This is a genomic window from Halomonas sp. DP8Y7-1 (genome assembly GCF_019801685.1).
Classification (GTDB): domain Bacteria; phylum Pseudomonadota; class Gammaproteobacteria; order Pseudomonadales; family Halomonadaceae; genus Halomonas; species Halomonas litopenaei_A.
This window is the reverse complement of the sequence record NZ_JAHVIN010000014.1, coordinates 476,208-491,266: the sequence shown is the minus strand read 5'-3', so window position 1 is coordinate 491,266 and position 15,059 is coordinate 476,208. Positions and strand designations below refer to the sequence as shown.

Sequence of the window (15,059 nt, the reverse complement as noted above, 5' to 3'; positions counted from 1 at the left end):
GAAACAATTGGTTGGAATGAACATGAGCATAAAAAAACGCTGCCTTGGCAGCGTTTTCTGATGTGCTCTCGTTGCGGCACCGACGTTAACCGGCTGCATTTTTCTCAAGATACTGATCCTTGAGCTTCACGTAGTTTCCGGCGGTATAGGGGAAGAAGGCCCGCTCACTGTCCTTCAAGGGGCGCAATGCCTTGGCCGGGTTGCCGGCATAGACGTATCCGCTTTCCAGCCGCTTGCCGGGCGGCACCACGGCGCCGGCGGCGATGATCACCTCATCCTCGACCACCGCCCCGTCCATCACGATGGCCCCCATGCCAACCAGGATCCGATTACCCAAGGTGCAGCCATGCAGCACGGCCTTGTGGCCGATGGTGACCTCATCACCGATGGTCAAGGGCCAGCCCCCCGCATTGAAATCGCTGGCATGGGTGATGTGCAGTACGCTGCCATCCTGCACGCTGGTGCGGGAGCCGATGCGGATGCGGTGCATGTCACCACGAATCACCGCCATCGGCCACACCGAGCAGTCATCTCCCAACACCACGTCACCCAGCACCATGCACTGGGGGTCGACGTAGACCCGCGCCCCCAGCACCGGCGCCTTGCCCTGCCAGGAGCGGATCACCGGAAAACCGGGAGCGGGCGACGACACGGGGGAGCCAGACGCTGCGTTGTCGTTACTATCGGTCATGCTCGGCACTCCTTATCAGCTATTCGAGAAGCGTGGCTGGTACAAGGGCAGCACGGTCAGCGGCGGCTACAGCAGGCTGCTGAACAGCACCACCAGCACCAGCGGAATCGAGACCCAGCGAACGACCGCGCGCCACACGCGAAAGCCGTTGGGACCAGCATCCAGCGCCCGCAGCGCCTCGCGCTCAGGCATTACCCACACGGCAAAGATGGCGATCAAGAGGCCGCCGAGGGGCAGGAAGATCTCGGGCGGGATGGTGCTGACCACGCCAAAGAAGTTCATGCTGCCAATCACGTGGACGTCACTCAAGGTAGAAAACGACAGCACACATAATAGCCCCACCAACCACACGCAGATGCCCACCGCCAATGCCGCCAGACGACGACTGAGACCCCATCCCACCAGGGTCGATACCATCGGTTCGGCCAGGTTGATCGACGACGTCCAGGTCGCCAGCAACAGCAACAGGAAGAACAACCCAAGCCAGAAGGCACCGCCAGGCAGATCCGCAAAGGCCACCGGCAGTGTGACAAAGACCAGGCCAGGGCCTTCGCCAGGATCCATGCCCTGGGTGAACACCACCGAGAAGATGGCGATACCGGCCAGCAGCGCGACCAGCACGTCCAGCACCGCCACTGCACCGGCGGCACCGGGCAGGCTTTGATGGTCAGGCATGTAAGCGCCGTAGGCCATCAAGGCACAGGCACCCACCGCCAGGGTGAAGAAGGCATGGCCCATGGCATGGACGAAGACCATCGGCGTCAGCGCCGAAAAATCCGGTGTGAACAGCCATGCCATGGCGGGACCAAAACCGTCCATGGTCACGGCGTGGCCAGCCAGCACGATCAACAACAGATACAGCGCAGGCATCAGCAGGTTGTTGAGGCGTTCGAGCCCCTTGGCCACTCCCGCGGCCACCACCACCATGGTCATGACCAAAAACAGGGTGTGGTTGAACGTCATGCGCAAGGGGTCTGCGAGAAAGGCGTCGAAGCCAGCGCCGATCTCCGGGCCACTCTTGCCGGCAAAGCCGCCGCTGAAGGCGTTGACCATGAAATCGATGGACCAGCCGGACACCACCGAGTAGAACGACAGAATACAGAAGACGGTAAAGGCCCCGAACAGACCAAGCCACTTCCAGTGAGTCGAGGTGCCACGCTGGCGTGCCAGCTCCGCCAACGACTGCATCGGGCTCCTGCGTCCGGCCCGGCCGATCATGATCTCGGCCATCATCACGGGAAGGCCCAGCACCACCACAAACCCCACATACAGCAAGAGGAAGGCAGCTCCCCCGTTTTCGCCGGTGATATAGGGGAAGCGCCATATGTTGCCGAGGCCCACGGCGGCCCCGGTCACGGCCAGGATAAAGGCGCGGCGCGAACTCCAGCGTTCCAGCGTCTGGTTCATGGTCTTTCGGTGTCCACATCGAGAAAAACGAAGGGCGCAAGACTAGCACATTGAAACAGGCGACAGTCGCCCGCATTTACTGAACCATTGTCGAATTCGAGAGGTGCACATGTCCCGCAACCCGCTGCTTGAACGCCACACCCTGCCGCCCTTCGGTGAGATTCGCCCTGAGCATGTCGCCCCGGCGGTCGACACCTTGCTTGAGGAGCTGCGCGACGGTGTCGAAGCACTGGTGGCTGAAGCCGAGCAAGCGACGCCCACCTGGGCCAGCCTGGCGGCGCCACTGGAGGAGTTGAGCGATCGCCTGGCACAGGCCTGGTCGCCGGTCTCCCACCTCAACTCGACCATGAGCACCCCTGAGCTGCGTGAGGCTCACGATGGCTGTCTCGAGAAGCTCTCCGCCTACAGCACCTGGATCAGCCAGCATGAAGGGCTGTTTCGTGCCTGGCAGGCGCTCAAGGATAGTCCAGACTTCGCGACCCTCAGTGACGCCCAGCAACGCGCCGTGAACAACGCACTGCGTGATTTTCGCCTGGCAGGCGTCGACCTGCCGGCCGACAAGAAGCAGCGCTCGGCGGAAATCCGCTCACGCCTCTCGAGCCTGTCCAGCACCTTCTCCAATCAGCTGCTGGATGCTACCCAGGCCTGGTCGCTGGACCTCGAGGACGACAGCCGTCTGGGGGGGCTGCCCCAGAGCGCCCTCGATACACTGGCAGCCAACGCTGAGTCCAAGGGCAAGAAGGGGTATCGCATCACCCTCGACTTCCCCAGTTTCTTCCCGGTGCTTTCCTATGCCGAGGACCGCGAACTGCGCCGCGAGGTATACACCGCCTTCGTTACTCGTGCCTCGGACCAGGGGCCCAATGCCGGCGAATATGACAACGCCCCGATCATGGAAGAAACCCTCGCACTGCGTCGCGAGATGGCCGAACTGATGGGGTTTGCGACCTACGCCGACTACTCACTGGCCACCAAGATGGCCGACAGCCCCAGCCAGGTCGTCGGCTTCCTCGACGACCTGGCCGAGCGCGCGCTGGACCAGGGCCAGCAGGAATTCAGCGAGCTGGATGCCTTCGCCAAGGACACCTTGGGTCTGGAGGCTCTGGCCCCCTGGGACATCGGCTTTGCCAGCGAGAAGCTGCGTGAAGCGCGCTACGCCATTTCCCAGGAGCAGCTGCGTCCCTACTTTCCGGCCCCCAAGGCGGTTCAAGGCCTGTTCAGCGTGGTGGAAAGGCTCTACGGCGTGCAGGTCGAGCGCGACAGCGACGCTCCCACCTATCACCCAGATGTGGGCTTCTACCGGCTGTATGAAAACGGCGCCCCCATCGCCGGCTTCTACCTCGACCTTTATGCTCGCGAGGGCAAGCGAGGCGGAGCCTGGATGGATGAATGCCGTGTCCGCCGTCGCCGCGACGGTGAGCTGCAGCTGCCGGTGGCCTACCTGACCTGCAATTTCACCCGCCCGGTCGGCGACAAGCCGGCACTGCTGACCCACGATGAGGTCACCACGCTGTTCCATGAATTCGGGCATGGTCTCCATCACATGCTGACCCGCCAGGACGTTGCCGATGTTTCCGGCATCAATGGGGTTGCCTGGGACGCCGTCGAGCTGCCTAGCCAATTCATGGAGAATTTCTGCTGGGAGCGTGAGGGGCTTGACCTGATCTCTGGACATGTCGAGACCGGCGAGCCGCTGCCTGACGAGCTGTTCGACAAGCTGATCGCAGCCAAGAATTTCCAGTCCGCCATGGGTCTGCTGCGCCAGGTAGAGCTGTCGCTGTTCGACTTCCGCCTGCATCTGGAACCAGCGGCGCCCAGCGCGGCGGAGATTCAGGCGCTGCTGGATGACGTGCGAGCGAAGGTATCGGTGGTCCCCAGAGTCGACTTCAACCGCTTCCAGAATAGCTTCGGTCACATCTTCGCCGGCGGATACGCGGCAGGTTACTACAGCTACAAGTGGGCAGAAGTGCTGTCCGCCGATGCCTGGAGTGCCTTCGAGGAAGCCGGCACCTTTGACGCCGAGACCGGTGCTCGCTTCCGCCGCGAAATCCTTGAGCAGGGTGGAGCCCGTGACGCCGCGGACCTGTTCAAGGCCTTCCGCGGTCGCGATCCCAGTATCGAACCGCTGCTACGCCACAGTGGTATTCGCGCCGCTTGATACCCGTGACCATCGACGCCTCCGCATCTTGCGGAGGCGTCGCCCTATACGGAGACAACGATGACCGTAAAGAAACGTTTCATCGCCGGCGTGGTCTGCCCACGCTGTGCTGAAATGGACCGCATCCGCGCCTGGGAGCAGAACGGCGTGCGCTACAGAGAATGCGTCAGCTGTGACTTCTTCGAGCAGCTGCCGATCGAAGACGACGTGCTCGAGGAGCTGGCGACACGGGTCAATCAGGAACACGACGCCCCAGCGGCAGAAGAGATTCAGCCAGTGCGCATTCTCGATCCCGGCAAGCGCCACTGACCCGGAAAGCGGTACTGACCCAGAAAGCGGAACTGAAAAGCACTGCAGGATACCCCGTCCCGACCCCTTGCCACCGTCCTGGTAGATCACTACGCCGCCAGGACGTGCCGTGCCTAGGCCAACATGCGGATTTCCGCACACCCACTTCGGCCATCCGTGCGAGATATCGGACATGAGGCGTCACAGCGTTTTCGACTATTGTCTAAATAAAAAATCATAAAAACTTGAATTTATTAGCCTTTTGTTAAAAAGGCACACCCCTTGCGATGTTTATTGCGTTGACCGACTGACGGCCAACTGCCATCTCATTTCGTCATCTCTGACTACGCTTGAGATCGCAGCACCGTCATCACGACCCATAATCACAACGTCCATCGCATTGGGAGACATTGCATGAGCACCTCCACTCGCCTCCTCACCGGCGTCCTCGCCACCACGTTTGCCGGCACCCTGCTGGTCTCCGCTGCTGCTCAGGCAGATCGCGAAGACTGGCCTGAGAGCTTCACCGTTGGCACCGCGAGCCAAGGCGGCACCTACTTCGTCTACGGCTCCGGCTGGGCCAACCTGGTCGCTGACCAGCTCGGTCTGTCCGGTGGCGGCGAAGTCACCGGCGGCCCGACACAGAACCTGGCCCTGGTACACGGTGGCGATGTCGCCTTCGGCCTGACCACCATGGGTCCGGCTTCCGACGCAGTGAACGGCAAGAGCCCGCTGGCCCCTGGCATCCAGATGGACAACGTCTGTGCCCTGTTCCCGATGTACGAGACTCCGTTCTCCATCACCGCCCTGTCCGACAGCGGCATCACCTCAATCTCCGAGATTCCCGACGGCGCCCGTATCGGCTTCGGCCCGGCAGCCTCCACCTCCGACACCTACTTCCCGGCCATTCTGGAAGAGCTGGGCGTCAACTTTGATCGCCGCAACGGAGGCTGGTCTGACCTTGGCGGCCAGCTGCAGGACGGCCTGCTCGACGTGATTGCCTTTGCCGCCGGCATTCCGATCCCTGCGGTCAGCCAGCTCGAAGTGCAGACGGACGTCAACATCATCGAATTCACCGAGGAAGAGCAGCAGCAGATCCTCGAGGCCTTCCCGGTCTCGGCCTTCCAGATCCCGGCCAGCACCTACACGACCCTCGAGGAAGATGCCCGTGCGGTGTCCATGTGGAACTTCGCCATCGCTGGCTGTGACCTGCCGGAAGACTTTGTCTACGAGGTCACCAAGGTAACCATGGAAAACAACGACAAGATGCTGGACGTGCACCGCAGTGCCGCCACCACCATCCCTGACAACATTCAGTACAACACCGTGCTGCCGTTCCACCCCGGCGCCGCGCGCTGGTACGAAGAAAACGGCTACGAGATCGATCCGTCTCTGGTCAAGCAGTAACGCTATTACCCGCCCGCAGCCAGGCTGCGGGCGGGGCACTGGCCGGTCGTTCGTTTCCCAAGGTATCGCTCCATGACTCACACCCCCGATTCTCCCCGCGACGAGCAGGCGACCGACACTCCGGTCGAACCCATCGTCGCCTCGGGCGTCGACGACGAAGCCGTCGAACCCAATCGTCGTCTGTTCGAAGGCGGCAAGTGGTGGCTATTCGGCATTCTGGCCGTGGCCTATACCGTCTTTCACCTGGTCTCCCTCAATATCTATCCCATCGAGACCTGGTCGTTCCGCATTATCCATATCGCCGGCGCCCTGATCCTCGGCTTTGGCCTGTATACCGGCTCCCGCTTCGTTGAGGAGGGCCAGGATGGCGCCCCCCGCTGGGCCAGCATTATTGCTCTGGTCCTGCTGGTGCCAGCCGCCTACGCATTGCTGCAGACGGTGCTGATGCAGCAGACCATGGCAGGCGGCGCCATGCGCATCGATCCTGCCATCGAAAACTGGCACTACGGCGCCCCCCTGATCATCGCCACCCTGGGGGCCATCGCGCTGTCATGGATTCCTCGCCAGGCGCGTCATCAGCTGTTGCTTGCTGACGTGGTGCTGATGGTCTGTGCCGCCGCCGTGGCAGGCTACCTGCTGGTGGTCTTCAACAGTCCGTTGCGCGCCTCGACCGGCACCTCATTTGCCCCCATGGGTATCAGCTGGGCCGCCATCGCCGGTTCGCTGCTGATCCTGGAGCTCACCCGCCGTGTCGCCGGCCTGGCGCTGGTCGTCATCTCGGCGATCTTCCTGGCCTACGTGTTCATGGGCCCCTGGCTGCCGGGCTTCCTCGGCTATCCCGGGCTGTCACTCGGACGTTTCTTCAGCCAGGTCTACACCGATGCTGGCATTCTGGGGCCGACGACCGCCGTGTCATCGACCTATATCATCCTGTTCATCATCTTTGCCGCCTTCCTGCAGGCGTCGAAGGTCGGCGACTACTTCGTCAACTTTGCCTTCGCCGGTGCCGGTCGTGCGCGCGGCGGCCCGGCCAAGGTCTCGATCTTTGCCTCTGGCCTGATGGGCATGATCAACGGCACCAGTGCCGGCAACGTGGTATCCACCGGCTCGCTTACGATTCCGCTGATGAAGAAGGTCGGCTACCCCGCACGAAGTGCCGGCGCCATCGAAGCCGCTGCTTCTACTGGCGGCCAGATCATGCCGCCGATCATGGGTGCAGGGGCCTTTATCATGGCCGAGATCACCGGGATTCCCTATACCGAGATCGCGGTCGCGGCGCTGATTCCTGCCATCCTGTACTTTGCCTCCGTCTACTTCATGGTTGACTTCGAGGCGGCCCGCAAGGGCATGCGTGGCATGCGCAAGGAAGAAATTCCCCAGTTCTCATCGCTGATCAAGCAGGTCTACCTGTTTGCTCCGATCATCATCTTGATCGTGGCCTTGTTCATGGGCTACTCGGTGATCCGTGCCGGCACCCTGGCCACCGCTTCCGCGGCTGTCGTCAGCTGGCTGTCGCCGCACAAGATGGGAATACGCTCCATCCTTCGCGCCTTGAGCCTGGCCGGCACCATGTCGATCCAGATCATCGCGGTGTGTGCCTGCGCCGGCCTCATCGTCGGGGTCATCGCGCTGACCGGTGTGGGTGCTCGCTTCTCCTCCCTGCTGCTTGGATTGGCCGGCGTCAGTCAGCTGCTGGCGCTGTTCTTTGCCATGTGCATCTCGATCCTGCTGGGCATGGGCATGCCCACCACGGCGGCCTATGCGGTGGCTGCATCGGTGGTCGCCCCCGGCCTGATCGATATCGGCATTCAGCCGCTGGTCGCCCACTTCTTCGTGTTCTACTTTGCCGTGGTGTCTGCCATCACGCCGCCCGTGGCCTTGGCTTCCTATGCCGCAGCAGGCATTTCCGGTGACAACGCCATGGGGACCTCGGTGGCCTCGTTCAAGATCGGCCTGGCGGCCTTCATCGTGCCGTTCATGTTCTTCTACAGCCCGGCCATGCTGATGGAAGGCGACTGGGCGCAGATCCTCAGGGTAGGTACCACTGCGACCATCGGTATCGTGCTGCTGGCAGCTACCGTGCAAGCCTGGTTCTTTGGTCCGGTCAAGGCCTGGCAACGCCTGGTGATGCTGGTGGGCGCCCTGTGCCTGATCTACGGCGGCATCGTCACCGACCTGGCGGGTCTTGCCATTGCCATCGGCCTGTTCTTCATGCAGCGCGCCAGCGGCGGTGGCGCCAGAAGTGCCACGACTGGCTGATACACGCGCAGTGCACCGATGTGACGTCAACTAACCCTCGCCCCGCCATCTGGCGGGGCGTTCTTTTGGCCACTCGCGACGGGCCATGAGGCCCACCAACGACGAAGGCCCCGCCAATGGCGAGGCCTTCGTTCTTGTTATCGTGGTGGCCCGCATCGGGCCAAGGGTCCAGCGTTGTTGTTATGTGAGCGCCGAAGGTCAACCCGACAGTCAATGACCGGCGAGATTATCAACGATCTTCAGTGTCGGCTCTGCCTGATTCAGGGTGTAGAAGTGCAGGCCGGGAGCGCCGCCATCCAGCAGCCGCTGTGCCAGGCGCGAGATCACCTCTTCACCAAAGGCCGCGATGGACGCGCTATCGTCACCGTAGGCTTCCAGCTGCTTGCGAATCCAGCGCGGAATTTCCGCCCCGCAGGCGTCAGAAAAACGCGCCAGCTTGGAGTAGTTGGTGATCGGCATGATGCCGGGAATGATCGGCGCTTCCACGCCCAGCTGGCGCGCTCGCTCGACGAAATGGAAATAGGCGTCCGCAGTGAAGAAGTACTGGGTAATCGCCAGGTTCGCTCCGGCGTTCATCTTGCGCGCAAAATTCTGGAGATCAGCCTCGAAGCTCGGGGCCTGAGGATGCGACTCGGGATAGGCGGCCACCGCGATCTCGAAGTGGTCCCCGGTTTCCTGCCGGATGAACTCTACCAGTTCATTGGCATAGCGCAGCTCACCGATCCCCCCCATACCCGAAGGCAGATCACCGCGTAGCGCCACCAGGCTATTGATGCCCTGGGCCTTGTAGTCTGTCAGCAGATCCCGCAGCTGGGCTTTCTCGCTGCCGATGCACGACAGGTGCGGCGCGGTGGTGATACCGCTCTCACGCACGGCATTGACGGTCGCGATGGTACGGTTCTGCGTCGAGCCGCCGGCGCCGTAGGTGACGGAGAAGAACCGCGGGTTACGCTCGGCCAGAAGATCCCTGTTGCGCATCAATTTCTCCCGCCCGGCATCGGTGTTCGGAGGGAAAAATTCAAAGCTGATGCCCAACGGGTGCTCTTGTGCGCTCATAGCCAGTGGTCCTTATCGCGAGTGGCGGATCACCGCCACAGGGTGCCCGATCATGTGATGTCCGCCATTGTGACGACTCCACCGCGTGACCACCAATGAAAGTTTCGCGAGTGAACTTCAATTTCTTTCATATAAAAAAAGAGAAATTGATAACCATAAATTCTAAAGACTCCTGTGGCTGGCGTCATCAATGGTCTACTGACACCCTCACTGCCAACGGGCATCATGTTGGCTTCGCCACTCACTCAAGGATGATGTTCATGGCTGTCGACCCCAGCTCACTGATGGGCCCACTATGGACGCTGCTCGCCTTCGTCGCATTAGGGGTACTGGCGGCCAGGATGTTGAGAGTGGATGCTCGCCCCGTGGCGACACTGCTGGTCTACCTGATCGCCCCGTTGACCTTCTTCAGAGCCCTGGTGCTGGGTGGGCCCACCCCCGCCTACCTGGCGCTGACAGCAGCCTTGTTCGTGATCGCAAGCCTGGTGGCAATGGGAGTCAACCTACTGGGCAAGCGTTGGCTTCCAGATGAAGAGGGATCGGTGCTTGCCTTCTCGGCGGGCACCGGCAATACCGGCTACTTCGGCCTGCCTGTCGCGCTGGTGCTGCTGCCGCCCTCGGGCGTCACGCTGTATCTGTTCTGCGCTCTCGGCGTCACCCTCTACGAGTTCACCGTGGGCTTTTACCTTAGTGCCAGGGGGCGCTTCTCAGTGCGCGACAGCCTGCTCAAGATTGTCCGACTGCCACTGGTCTACGCGTTTCTGGCAGCGCTGCTGGTGGAAGGCGTTGGCATTCACGTACCCGCCGAGGTCACCGATGCCATGGCGGTGTTTCCTGCCACCTACACCCTGCTCGGCATGATGATCATCGGTATGACGCTGGGCCGCGTATCGCCGCGCTCGCTGGACGGTCGTTTCATTGGCGCCTGTGTGGCAGTGCGCTACGCCCTCTGGCCAGTGCTGATGCTGATAGCCGTTGTGCTGCTGCAACTGACCATTGGGCTAACTAGGGATATGGCGCTGGCATTATTGCTGGTCGGCGTCGTGCCCATGGCCGCCAACGTGGTGGTGGTGGCCATGGAGTTGGGTATCGCCCCAGAAAAAGGCGCGCTGGCGGTGCTCATCACCACCCTGGCTGCTCCCCTGGTCATCCCGCTATATCTCAGTGCCATGCTGGCAATGGTGGGACTGAGCTAGCCCGAGGCCCTACCCGGAAAAACGGGTTCTACCAGAACCGCCTGGCCTGAGGGGCGCGCCCTTAGCCGTTCCACGTACGCGCGGACGCGGGGGACCGCCTCGACCAGGGGCCGAGCAGGCGGCGTGGCCACCATGTAATCCAGCATGGGGGCCGCCAGCGCATCCGCCAGAGTGAAGTCATTCCCCGCCAGATAGTCTCTTCCCTCCAGCCGTGCGTCGATAATCCCCAGCATCTTCTGCGCGTCCGGGGTGGCTTCACTCAGTTTGTCTGCACGCACCTGGCCATTGGCGCCCCTGGGGAACACCAGTTCCAGCAAGTAGCGTCTGACGATGGCCTGGTCCACCTGGGTGGCCAATGCACTGCACCACTGGTCCACCACGGCACGCTCCCAGATATCCGTTGGCAGCAGCGCTGGGCCCTCAAAGGCGGCGTCCAGATAACGACAGATGGCAACACTTTCATAGAGGCGCCGCTCGCCATGCAGCAAGACCGGAATCTTGTCGAAGGGGTTGAGTGCAAGCAGCTCGGGCGTGTGCAGCCCCACGGAGATACCATCGGCCTCAAGGCCAACGCTGTGCTCTATGCCCTTCTCATGACACACCAGCATCACGCTACGCACGAAGTTCGAGAACGACGGACCTACTATGTAGACACTTGCCATGCCAACCTCCCCTATCTATCAGACACGGAACCGCCGGCAGTCGCCGACGTCTGCTGTGTGAGTCGTACTCACTCGTCTTGCAGCATGGCCGCTGGCACCATATGTTCAACAACATATTTTGTCGCCGGATACCGCCCATGCCCTGGAGCAACGAACGCAAGCGCGAGACCCGCCATCGCATTCTCGATGCAGCGGCCCGCTGCTTTACCCAACGAGGCTACGATGCCGTCAGCATCGACGAGGTGATGGCCGACGCCGGCCTGACCCGGGGTGCCTTCTACGCCCACTTCGACAGCAAATCATCGCTCTACGCCAATGCCATTCGTCATGCGGCCAGACGTGGGGCCATTGAGCTCGAGCAGCTCGAAAGTCGAGAAGCGCGTATCGATGCCTATCTGAGTCAGTCCCTCGACAAGGACGAGGTGGCCTGTCCGCTGGCCTGTCTAGTCAGCGATGTAGCACAGCGCGACGAGCAGGTACGCTCCACCTACACCGCCCTGCTGGAAGGCTTTCTGGAGCGCTTTCTCGGGACCTCAGAGATGGACAGCGACGCGCGAAAACGCGCGCTCGGTCAGATGATTGCGATGATCGGCAGTCTGGCCATGGCACGCACGGTCAATGACCCACGACTGGCAGAGGAATTGCTGGAGGCCGGCAGAACGCTGGCAAAGGCCAGCGAGCTAACCGGCGGCCGCGGCGCCGCTGTCGGCCAAGAGGCCTGAACAACGAACGCTGAGTCAGGCCGGGCAAGCGAACGGGGGCCTCTCGATGGCGGGTAACAGCCCGCCCTTCTCGGCCCTTCTCAACCCTTCTCAACCCCTCTCAGGCCCCCGCCAGGGCACCCTCGGGGCAGGCACGTGGCATCGCGGGTTCGGCCTCGATCACACGCCCCTCCCAATCGATCAATGCCAAACTGCCATCGGGACGCTCAATGAGAGCCGTGCAGTGCTCTACCCAATCACCGTCATTGCAGTACAGCACGCCATTCTGGGCGCGAAAACCGGCCTTGTGGATATGCCCCCCCACATAGCCATCCAGACCTTCTCGGCTGGCCTGATGGATCGCGGCCTGCTCAAACTGCTGCACGTACCGCTGCGCGGCACCGATACGGCCTTTCACCGCGGCTGCCAGTGACCAGTACGGCAAGCCCAGCAGACTGCGCGCCTTGTTGCACCAACGGTTAAGCGAAAGCACGAACTGATGCATGCCATCACCCAAGGCCATCAACCATGGAGCCAGGCGTACGTGAGTATCAAACTCGTCACCGTGACTGACCAGCAGACGACGCCCGTCGGCGGTTTCGTGGATCGCACGACGCTCGATACGCACCCTATGCATGCGCAAGCCACAGAGTTGGCGCAGCGCAGCGTCATGATTTCCGGGAATATAGATGATCTCGCATCCGCCCTTGGCCAAGCGCAGGATGCGCCCTACCAGCCGCTGCTGTTCGGCAGGCAGCGCAGCGCGTCGATGCATGGCGATCAGATCGATGACATCTCCGACCAGATACAAGCGTTCGGGGCGAACTCGGCGCAGTAACCGCGACAGCAGCGCTGCCTGACAGTCGCGAGTGCCAAGGTGAAGATCGGAAACAAACAGGGTACGGGCGGTCAGTGACGTGGCCATGAGCATCCTCCTGTGACGCCCTAAAGCCTGTCTCTTCTTGGTGACAGCGGCGTGGCGTGGCCGTGACGATCCGATGACCGCAGGGCGCACTACTGCGCCAATGTGCCTGCCACGTCGGTAGCGCCATCATCCACCGGGTGGGACTCAGCGAATCCCGCCACGCCGCCCCCCGCCAGCTGCTGCGTCAACGCTTGCACCTCCGGGTGCATCACAAACCGGCGCCAGCGCGCCGCGCCCACGCTTCCAACCCCTTCACGAGCCAGCCAGTCCCGCTGCGTCATTGCGACCAGCCCGCTCCAGCTATCGCTCTCGTCCAGATCCCCCGTCGCGGGAGCCCCTAGCGCCCGAATCCAGCGGCTGAAGCTGCGATCAGGTGTACGGGAGAAAACGTCAAACAGACGCTGCGCGGTCACTGGCCCGATGCCATCGACCTGGGCCAGCTGCTGTGGCGTCAGCCGTTGCCAGGCGAGCAGGTCATCGATCAACCCCGCCTCCAGCAGTGCCCGCCAGGTACCCTCACCGACGCCATCCAGATCCAGCGCCGCCGCTTCGCTCAACCACTCCAGGCGAGCCAGAAACTGCTGGTAGCAGTCAGGCGTGGGATGCCAGCAGCTGAGAAAGTCATAGTCCGCCGGGTCTGGAAGCGTCAGTGGAGCACGCTGGGGGGCTCGCCAGGCAACGCTCTTCACCTGAGGAATGATCAAACCAGCAAGCTGAATGACGGCCTGGTCCCCAGGGCGCAGGTCCCACTGGCGCCAGCGCTCCAGGCTACCCAGACTGACCTGGCTCAGCGTGCGCCCGTCGATGGTCACCGGCACCAGCCGTGCCACCGGAGTGATCCTTCCACTACGCCCGATCCGGAAGTCGATGCCGGCGACCTCCGCCAGGGCTTCCCGTGGCGGATACTTCCATGCCAATGCCCAGGTTGGCGGCTGGTCCGTCCAGGATGCTGCGCCAGGGCGCCGGCCGCGTTTCACCACCACCCCATCGGTGGCGAACGGCAACGGCGTGTGATGCCAGCGATCGCGCCAGTCGGCAACCTGAGATGGCATGGACACCAGATAGCTGTACTGCGCTACCAGGCCTAGGCCCAGCGCCTCAAGGCCTGCGAGGCGATCTTCCATGTCGTCAGGCCCGGCTGGCCAACCCCAGATGAACACTCCGATACGCTGCCCCTGTTCCTGTGTCAGCGCATCACGCGCCAGCCATCCGGCGATCCGGTTGCGCGCACCGCTGCCACCCTGGGTCCGCTGTACGTGCTGGGACAGTCGCTCGAACAGCTCTCCCTGAAACACCAGGGTGCCGTCATTGGCCCATGCAGACCAGGCGTCAGGTAGGTGCTTGGGGATGGCGTCTATCATGGCAGCGTGGTGAGTCCAGCGACGCCCATCATGGCGGTTGCCACGGCTGACAAGACCCGCCAACTGACCGTCCCGATAGATCAACGTCATCGCGACGCCATCGACCTTGGGCTGTATCCAGATATCTCGTGTACAGCCGCTCGCCCTCGAGGTTGCCAACTCCACCGCGGCGGCAGTCGAGAGAGCGTCAACGGTACCGGCGTCAAACAACGGGTCGCGAGACAATGCCTGGTCCTCGCTGGCAACAGGTCTGGCGCTGGCAGTCGCCGGAGGCTCCGCGCATACTCTATCCAGCCACTGCTCCACCTGGCGGATATCCTCGGCCTTGCGCAAGCCTCCATGAGCCACCGGATGTGCCAGCTGCTGGTCAGACAGCGTCTCATCACCAGACAGCGTCTCGTCAACAGACAACGAGGCGCCTGCCTCTGCAGCGTCGGGAACGGCGAGCGGAAAGCAGACACCTAACTCCTGATAACGCTGCCAGGCCTGGTCGAACACATCGTCACTGACCGGTGAGCTACCATCTTGCCGATAGGCAAGCTCCCAGGCATCGAGCCGCTGCTTTCTCTCGGCAAGTTGCTCGCTGGCAATAGCGTGGGACCACGCGGGACATTCGTCCATGGCAGCCCCGGACAGCGGCCACCACAACAGCAGTAGTATCCATGGGAGCAGAGCGCGCCATCCAGAGATGACGGCGCTGATGACGCTGATATCCTTGCTGCGCATCACTGGCCCTCCGTGGCCACTAACACCAGACCTGCTGGCTCGCACGACAGCTATTGCAGACAGCTATTGCAGACAGCGACTACAAGCCGAGACAGGGCTTAGAGACCGGGATTCGAGACAGGCACTCGCTGGCCTTTGTCACCTGTGGCCTTTACCAGCAGGTCCTGAACGATCGCCCACTATTGCCCCACTATCGCCTCACCAACCGCCCCACCAACCGCC

At 62.4% G+C, this 15,059-nt stretch carries 12 protein-coding genes; 6 read left to right on the top strand and 6 right to left on the bottom strand.

The genetic code is table 11. The features are described 5' to 3' along the window. Nucleotides 1–85: 85 nt before the first annotated feature. Both KUV41_RS19120 and KUV41_RS19115 read right to left on the bottom strand, forming a co-directional pair. Nucleotides 86–691: a gamma carbonic anhydrase family protein gene (locus KUV41_RS19120; RefSeq protein WP_224851886.1), complete on the bottom strand. Its 606-nt coding sequence runs from the start codon at nucleotides 689–691 to the stop codon at nucleotides 86–88. A 66-nt stretch (nucleotides 692–757) separates the two neighbouring features. Further along, the gene (locus KUV41_RS19115; RefSeq protein ID WP_222487001.1) at nucleotides 758–2,098 is read right to left on the bottom strand and encodes a sodium-dependent transporter; all 1,341 of its coding nucleotides are present in this window, start codon (nucleotides 2,096–2,098) and stop codon (nucleotides 758–760) included. Nucleotides 2,099–2,207: 109 nt separating this feature from the next. Here KUV41_RS19115 and prlC point away from each other — a divergent pair, with 109 nt between their 5' ends. The 4 genes from prlC to KUV41_RS19095 all read left to right on the top strand — a co-directional run bounded on the left by prlC (nucleotide 2,208) and on the right by KUV41_RS19095 (nucleotide 8,210). Then, nucleotides 2,208–4,256, top strand: coding sequence for an oligopeptidase A (gene prlC / locus KUV41_RS19110; protein ID WP_222162124.1), 2,049 nt, complete (start codon nucleotides 2,208–2,210; stop codon nucleotides 4,254–4,256). Between the two features lie 60 nt (nucleotides 4,257–4,316). Beyond that, nucleotides 4,317–4,565 carry a YheV family putative zinc ribbon protein gene (locus KUV41_RS19105; protein WP_206942541.1) on the top strand — a complete coding sequence of 83 codons (249 nt, stop codon included), beginning with the start codon at nucleotides 4,317–4,319 and terminating at the stop codon, nucleotides 4,563–4,565. Nucleotides 4,566–4,958: 393 nt separating this feature from the next. Next, nucleotides 4,959–5,951, top strand: coding sequence for a TAXI family TRAP transporter solute-binding subunit (locus KUV41_RS19100; RefSeq protein ID WP_206942540.1), 993 nt, complete (start codon nucleotides 4,959–4,961; stop codon nucleotides 5,949–5,951). A gap of 72 nt (nucleotides 5,952–6,023) precedes the next feature. Next, entirely contained in the window at nucleotides 6,024–8,210 is a 2,187-nt protein-coding gene (locus KUV41_RS19095; RefSeq protein ID WP_206942539.1) for a TRAP transporter permease, read from the top strand. Between the two features lie 210 nt (nucleotides 8,211–8,420). On the opposite strand, the gene metF is transcribed toward KUV41_RS19095, so the two are convergent. Next, nucleotides 8,421–9,266: a methylenetetrahydrofolate reductase [NAD(P)H] gene (gene metF, locus KUV41_RS19090; RefSeq protein ID WP_206942538.1), complete on the bottom strand. Its 846-nt coding sequence runs from the start codon at nucleotides 9,264–9,266 to the stop codon at nucleotides 8,421–8,423. 260 nt (nucleotides 9,267–9,526) lie between these two features. Here metF and KUV41_RS19085 point away from each other — a divergent pair, with 260 nt between their 5' ends. Beyond that, nucleotides 9,527–10,462, top strand: a complete 936-nt coding sequence (locus KUV41_RS19085; RefSeq protein ID WP_222162125.1) for an AEC family transporter — start codon at nucleotides 9,527–9,529, stop codon at nucleotides 10,460–10,462. On the opposite strand, the gene KUV41_RS19080 is transcribed toward KUV41_RS19085, so the two are convergent. Continuing rightward, nucleotides 10,459–11,124 (bottom strand): glutathione S-transferase family protein, encoded by a 666-nt coding sequence (locus KUV41_RS19080; RefSeq protein WP_222487000.1) that lies wholly within the window; start codon nucleotides 11,122–11,124, stop codon nucleotides 10,459–10,461. The two genes, KUV41_RS19085 and KUV41_RS19080, sit on opposite strands and share 4 nt — an antisense overlap. Before the next feature lie 137 nt (nucleotides 11,125–11,261). On the opposite strand from KUV41_RS19080, the gene KUV41_RS19075 reads away from it, so the two are divergent. Continuing rightward, entirely contained in the window at nucleotides 11,262–11,846 is a 585-nt protein-coding gene (locus tag KUV41_RS19075) for a TetR/AcrR family transcriptional regulator (RefSeq protein ID WP_222238035.1), read from the top strand. A 100-nt stretch (nucleotides 11,847–11,946) separates the two neighbouring features. On the opposite strand, the gene KUV41_RS19070 is transcribed toward KUV41_RS19075, so the two are convergent. Continuing rightward, nucleotides 11,947–12,750, bottom strand: a complete 804-nt coding sequence (locus KUV41_RS19070) for a UDP-2,3-diacylglucosamine diphosphatase (protein ID WP_222162128.1) — start codon at nucleotides 12,748–12,750, stop codon at nucleotides 11,947–11,949. An 89-nt stretch (nucleotides 12,751–12,839) separates the two neighbouring features. After that, on the bottom strand, nucleotides 12,840–14,837 hold the full coding sequence (gene ligB, locus KUV41_RS19065) for an NAD-dependent DNA ligase LigB (protein WP_222486999.1): 1,998 nt from the start codon (nucleotides 14,835–14,837) through the stop codon (nucleotides 12,840–12,842). Nucleotides 14,838–15,059 lie beyond the last annotated feature (222 nt).

Excerpts from the sequence above, each read along its gene's own strand:
- KUV41_RS19120 (WP_224851886.1), bottom strand. The coding sequence starts at position 691 with ATGACCGATAGTAACGACAACGCAGCGTCTGGCTCCCCCGTGTCGTCG.
- KUV41_RS19115 (WP_222487001.1), bottom strand. The coding sequence starts at position 2,098 with ATGAACCAGACGCTGGAACGCTGGAGTTCGCGCCGCGCCTTTATCCTG.
- prlC (WP_222162124.1), top strand. The coding sequence starts at position 2,208 with ATGTCCCGCAACCCGCTGCTTGAACGCCACACCCTGCCGCCCTTCGGT.
- KUV41_RS19105 (WP_206942541.1), top strand. The coding sequence starts at position 4,317 with ATGACCGTAAAGAAACGTTTCATCGCCGGCGTGGTCTGCCCACGCTGT.
- KUV41_RS19100 (WP_206942540.1), top strand. The coding sequence starts at position 4,959 with ATGAGCACCTCCACTCGCCTCCTCACCGGCGTCCTCGCCACCACGTTT.
- KUV41_RS19095 (WP_206942539.1), top strand. The coding sequence starts at position 6,024 with ATGACTCACACCCCCGATTCTCCCCGCGACGAGCAGGCGACCGACACT.
- metF (WP_206942538.1), bottom strand. The coding sequence starts at position 9,266 with ATGAGCGCACAAGAGCACCCGTTGGGCATCAGCTTTGAATTTTTCCCT.
- KUV41_RS19085 (WP_222162125.1), top strand. The coding sequence starts at position 9,527 with ATGGCTGTCGACCCCAGCTCACTGATGGGCCCACTATGGACGCTGCTC.
- KUV41_RS19080 (WP_222487000.1), bottom strand. The coding sequence starts at position 11,124 with ATGGCAAGTGTCTACATAGTAGGTCCGTCGTTCTCGAACTTCGTGCGT.
- KUV41_RS19075 (WP_222238035.1), top strand. The coding sequence starts at position 11,262 with ATGCCCTGGAGCAACGAACGCAAGCGCGAGACCCGCCATCGCATTCTC.
- KUV41_RS19070 (WP_222162128.1), bottom strand. The coding sequence starts at position 12,750 with ATGGCCACGTCACTGACCGCCCGTACCCTGTTTGTTTCCGATCTTCAC.
- ligB (WP_222486999.1), bottom strand. The coding sequence starts at position 14,837 with ATGCGCAGCAAGGATATCAGCGTCATCAGCGCCGTCATCTCTGGATGG.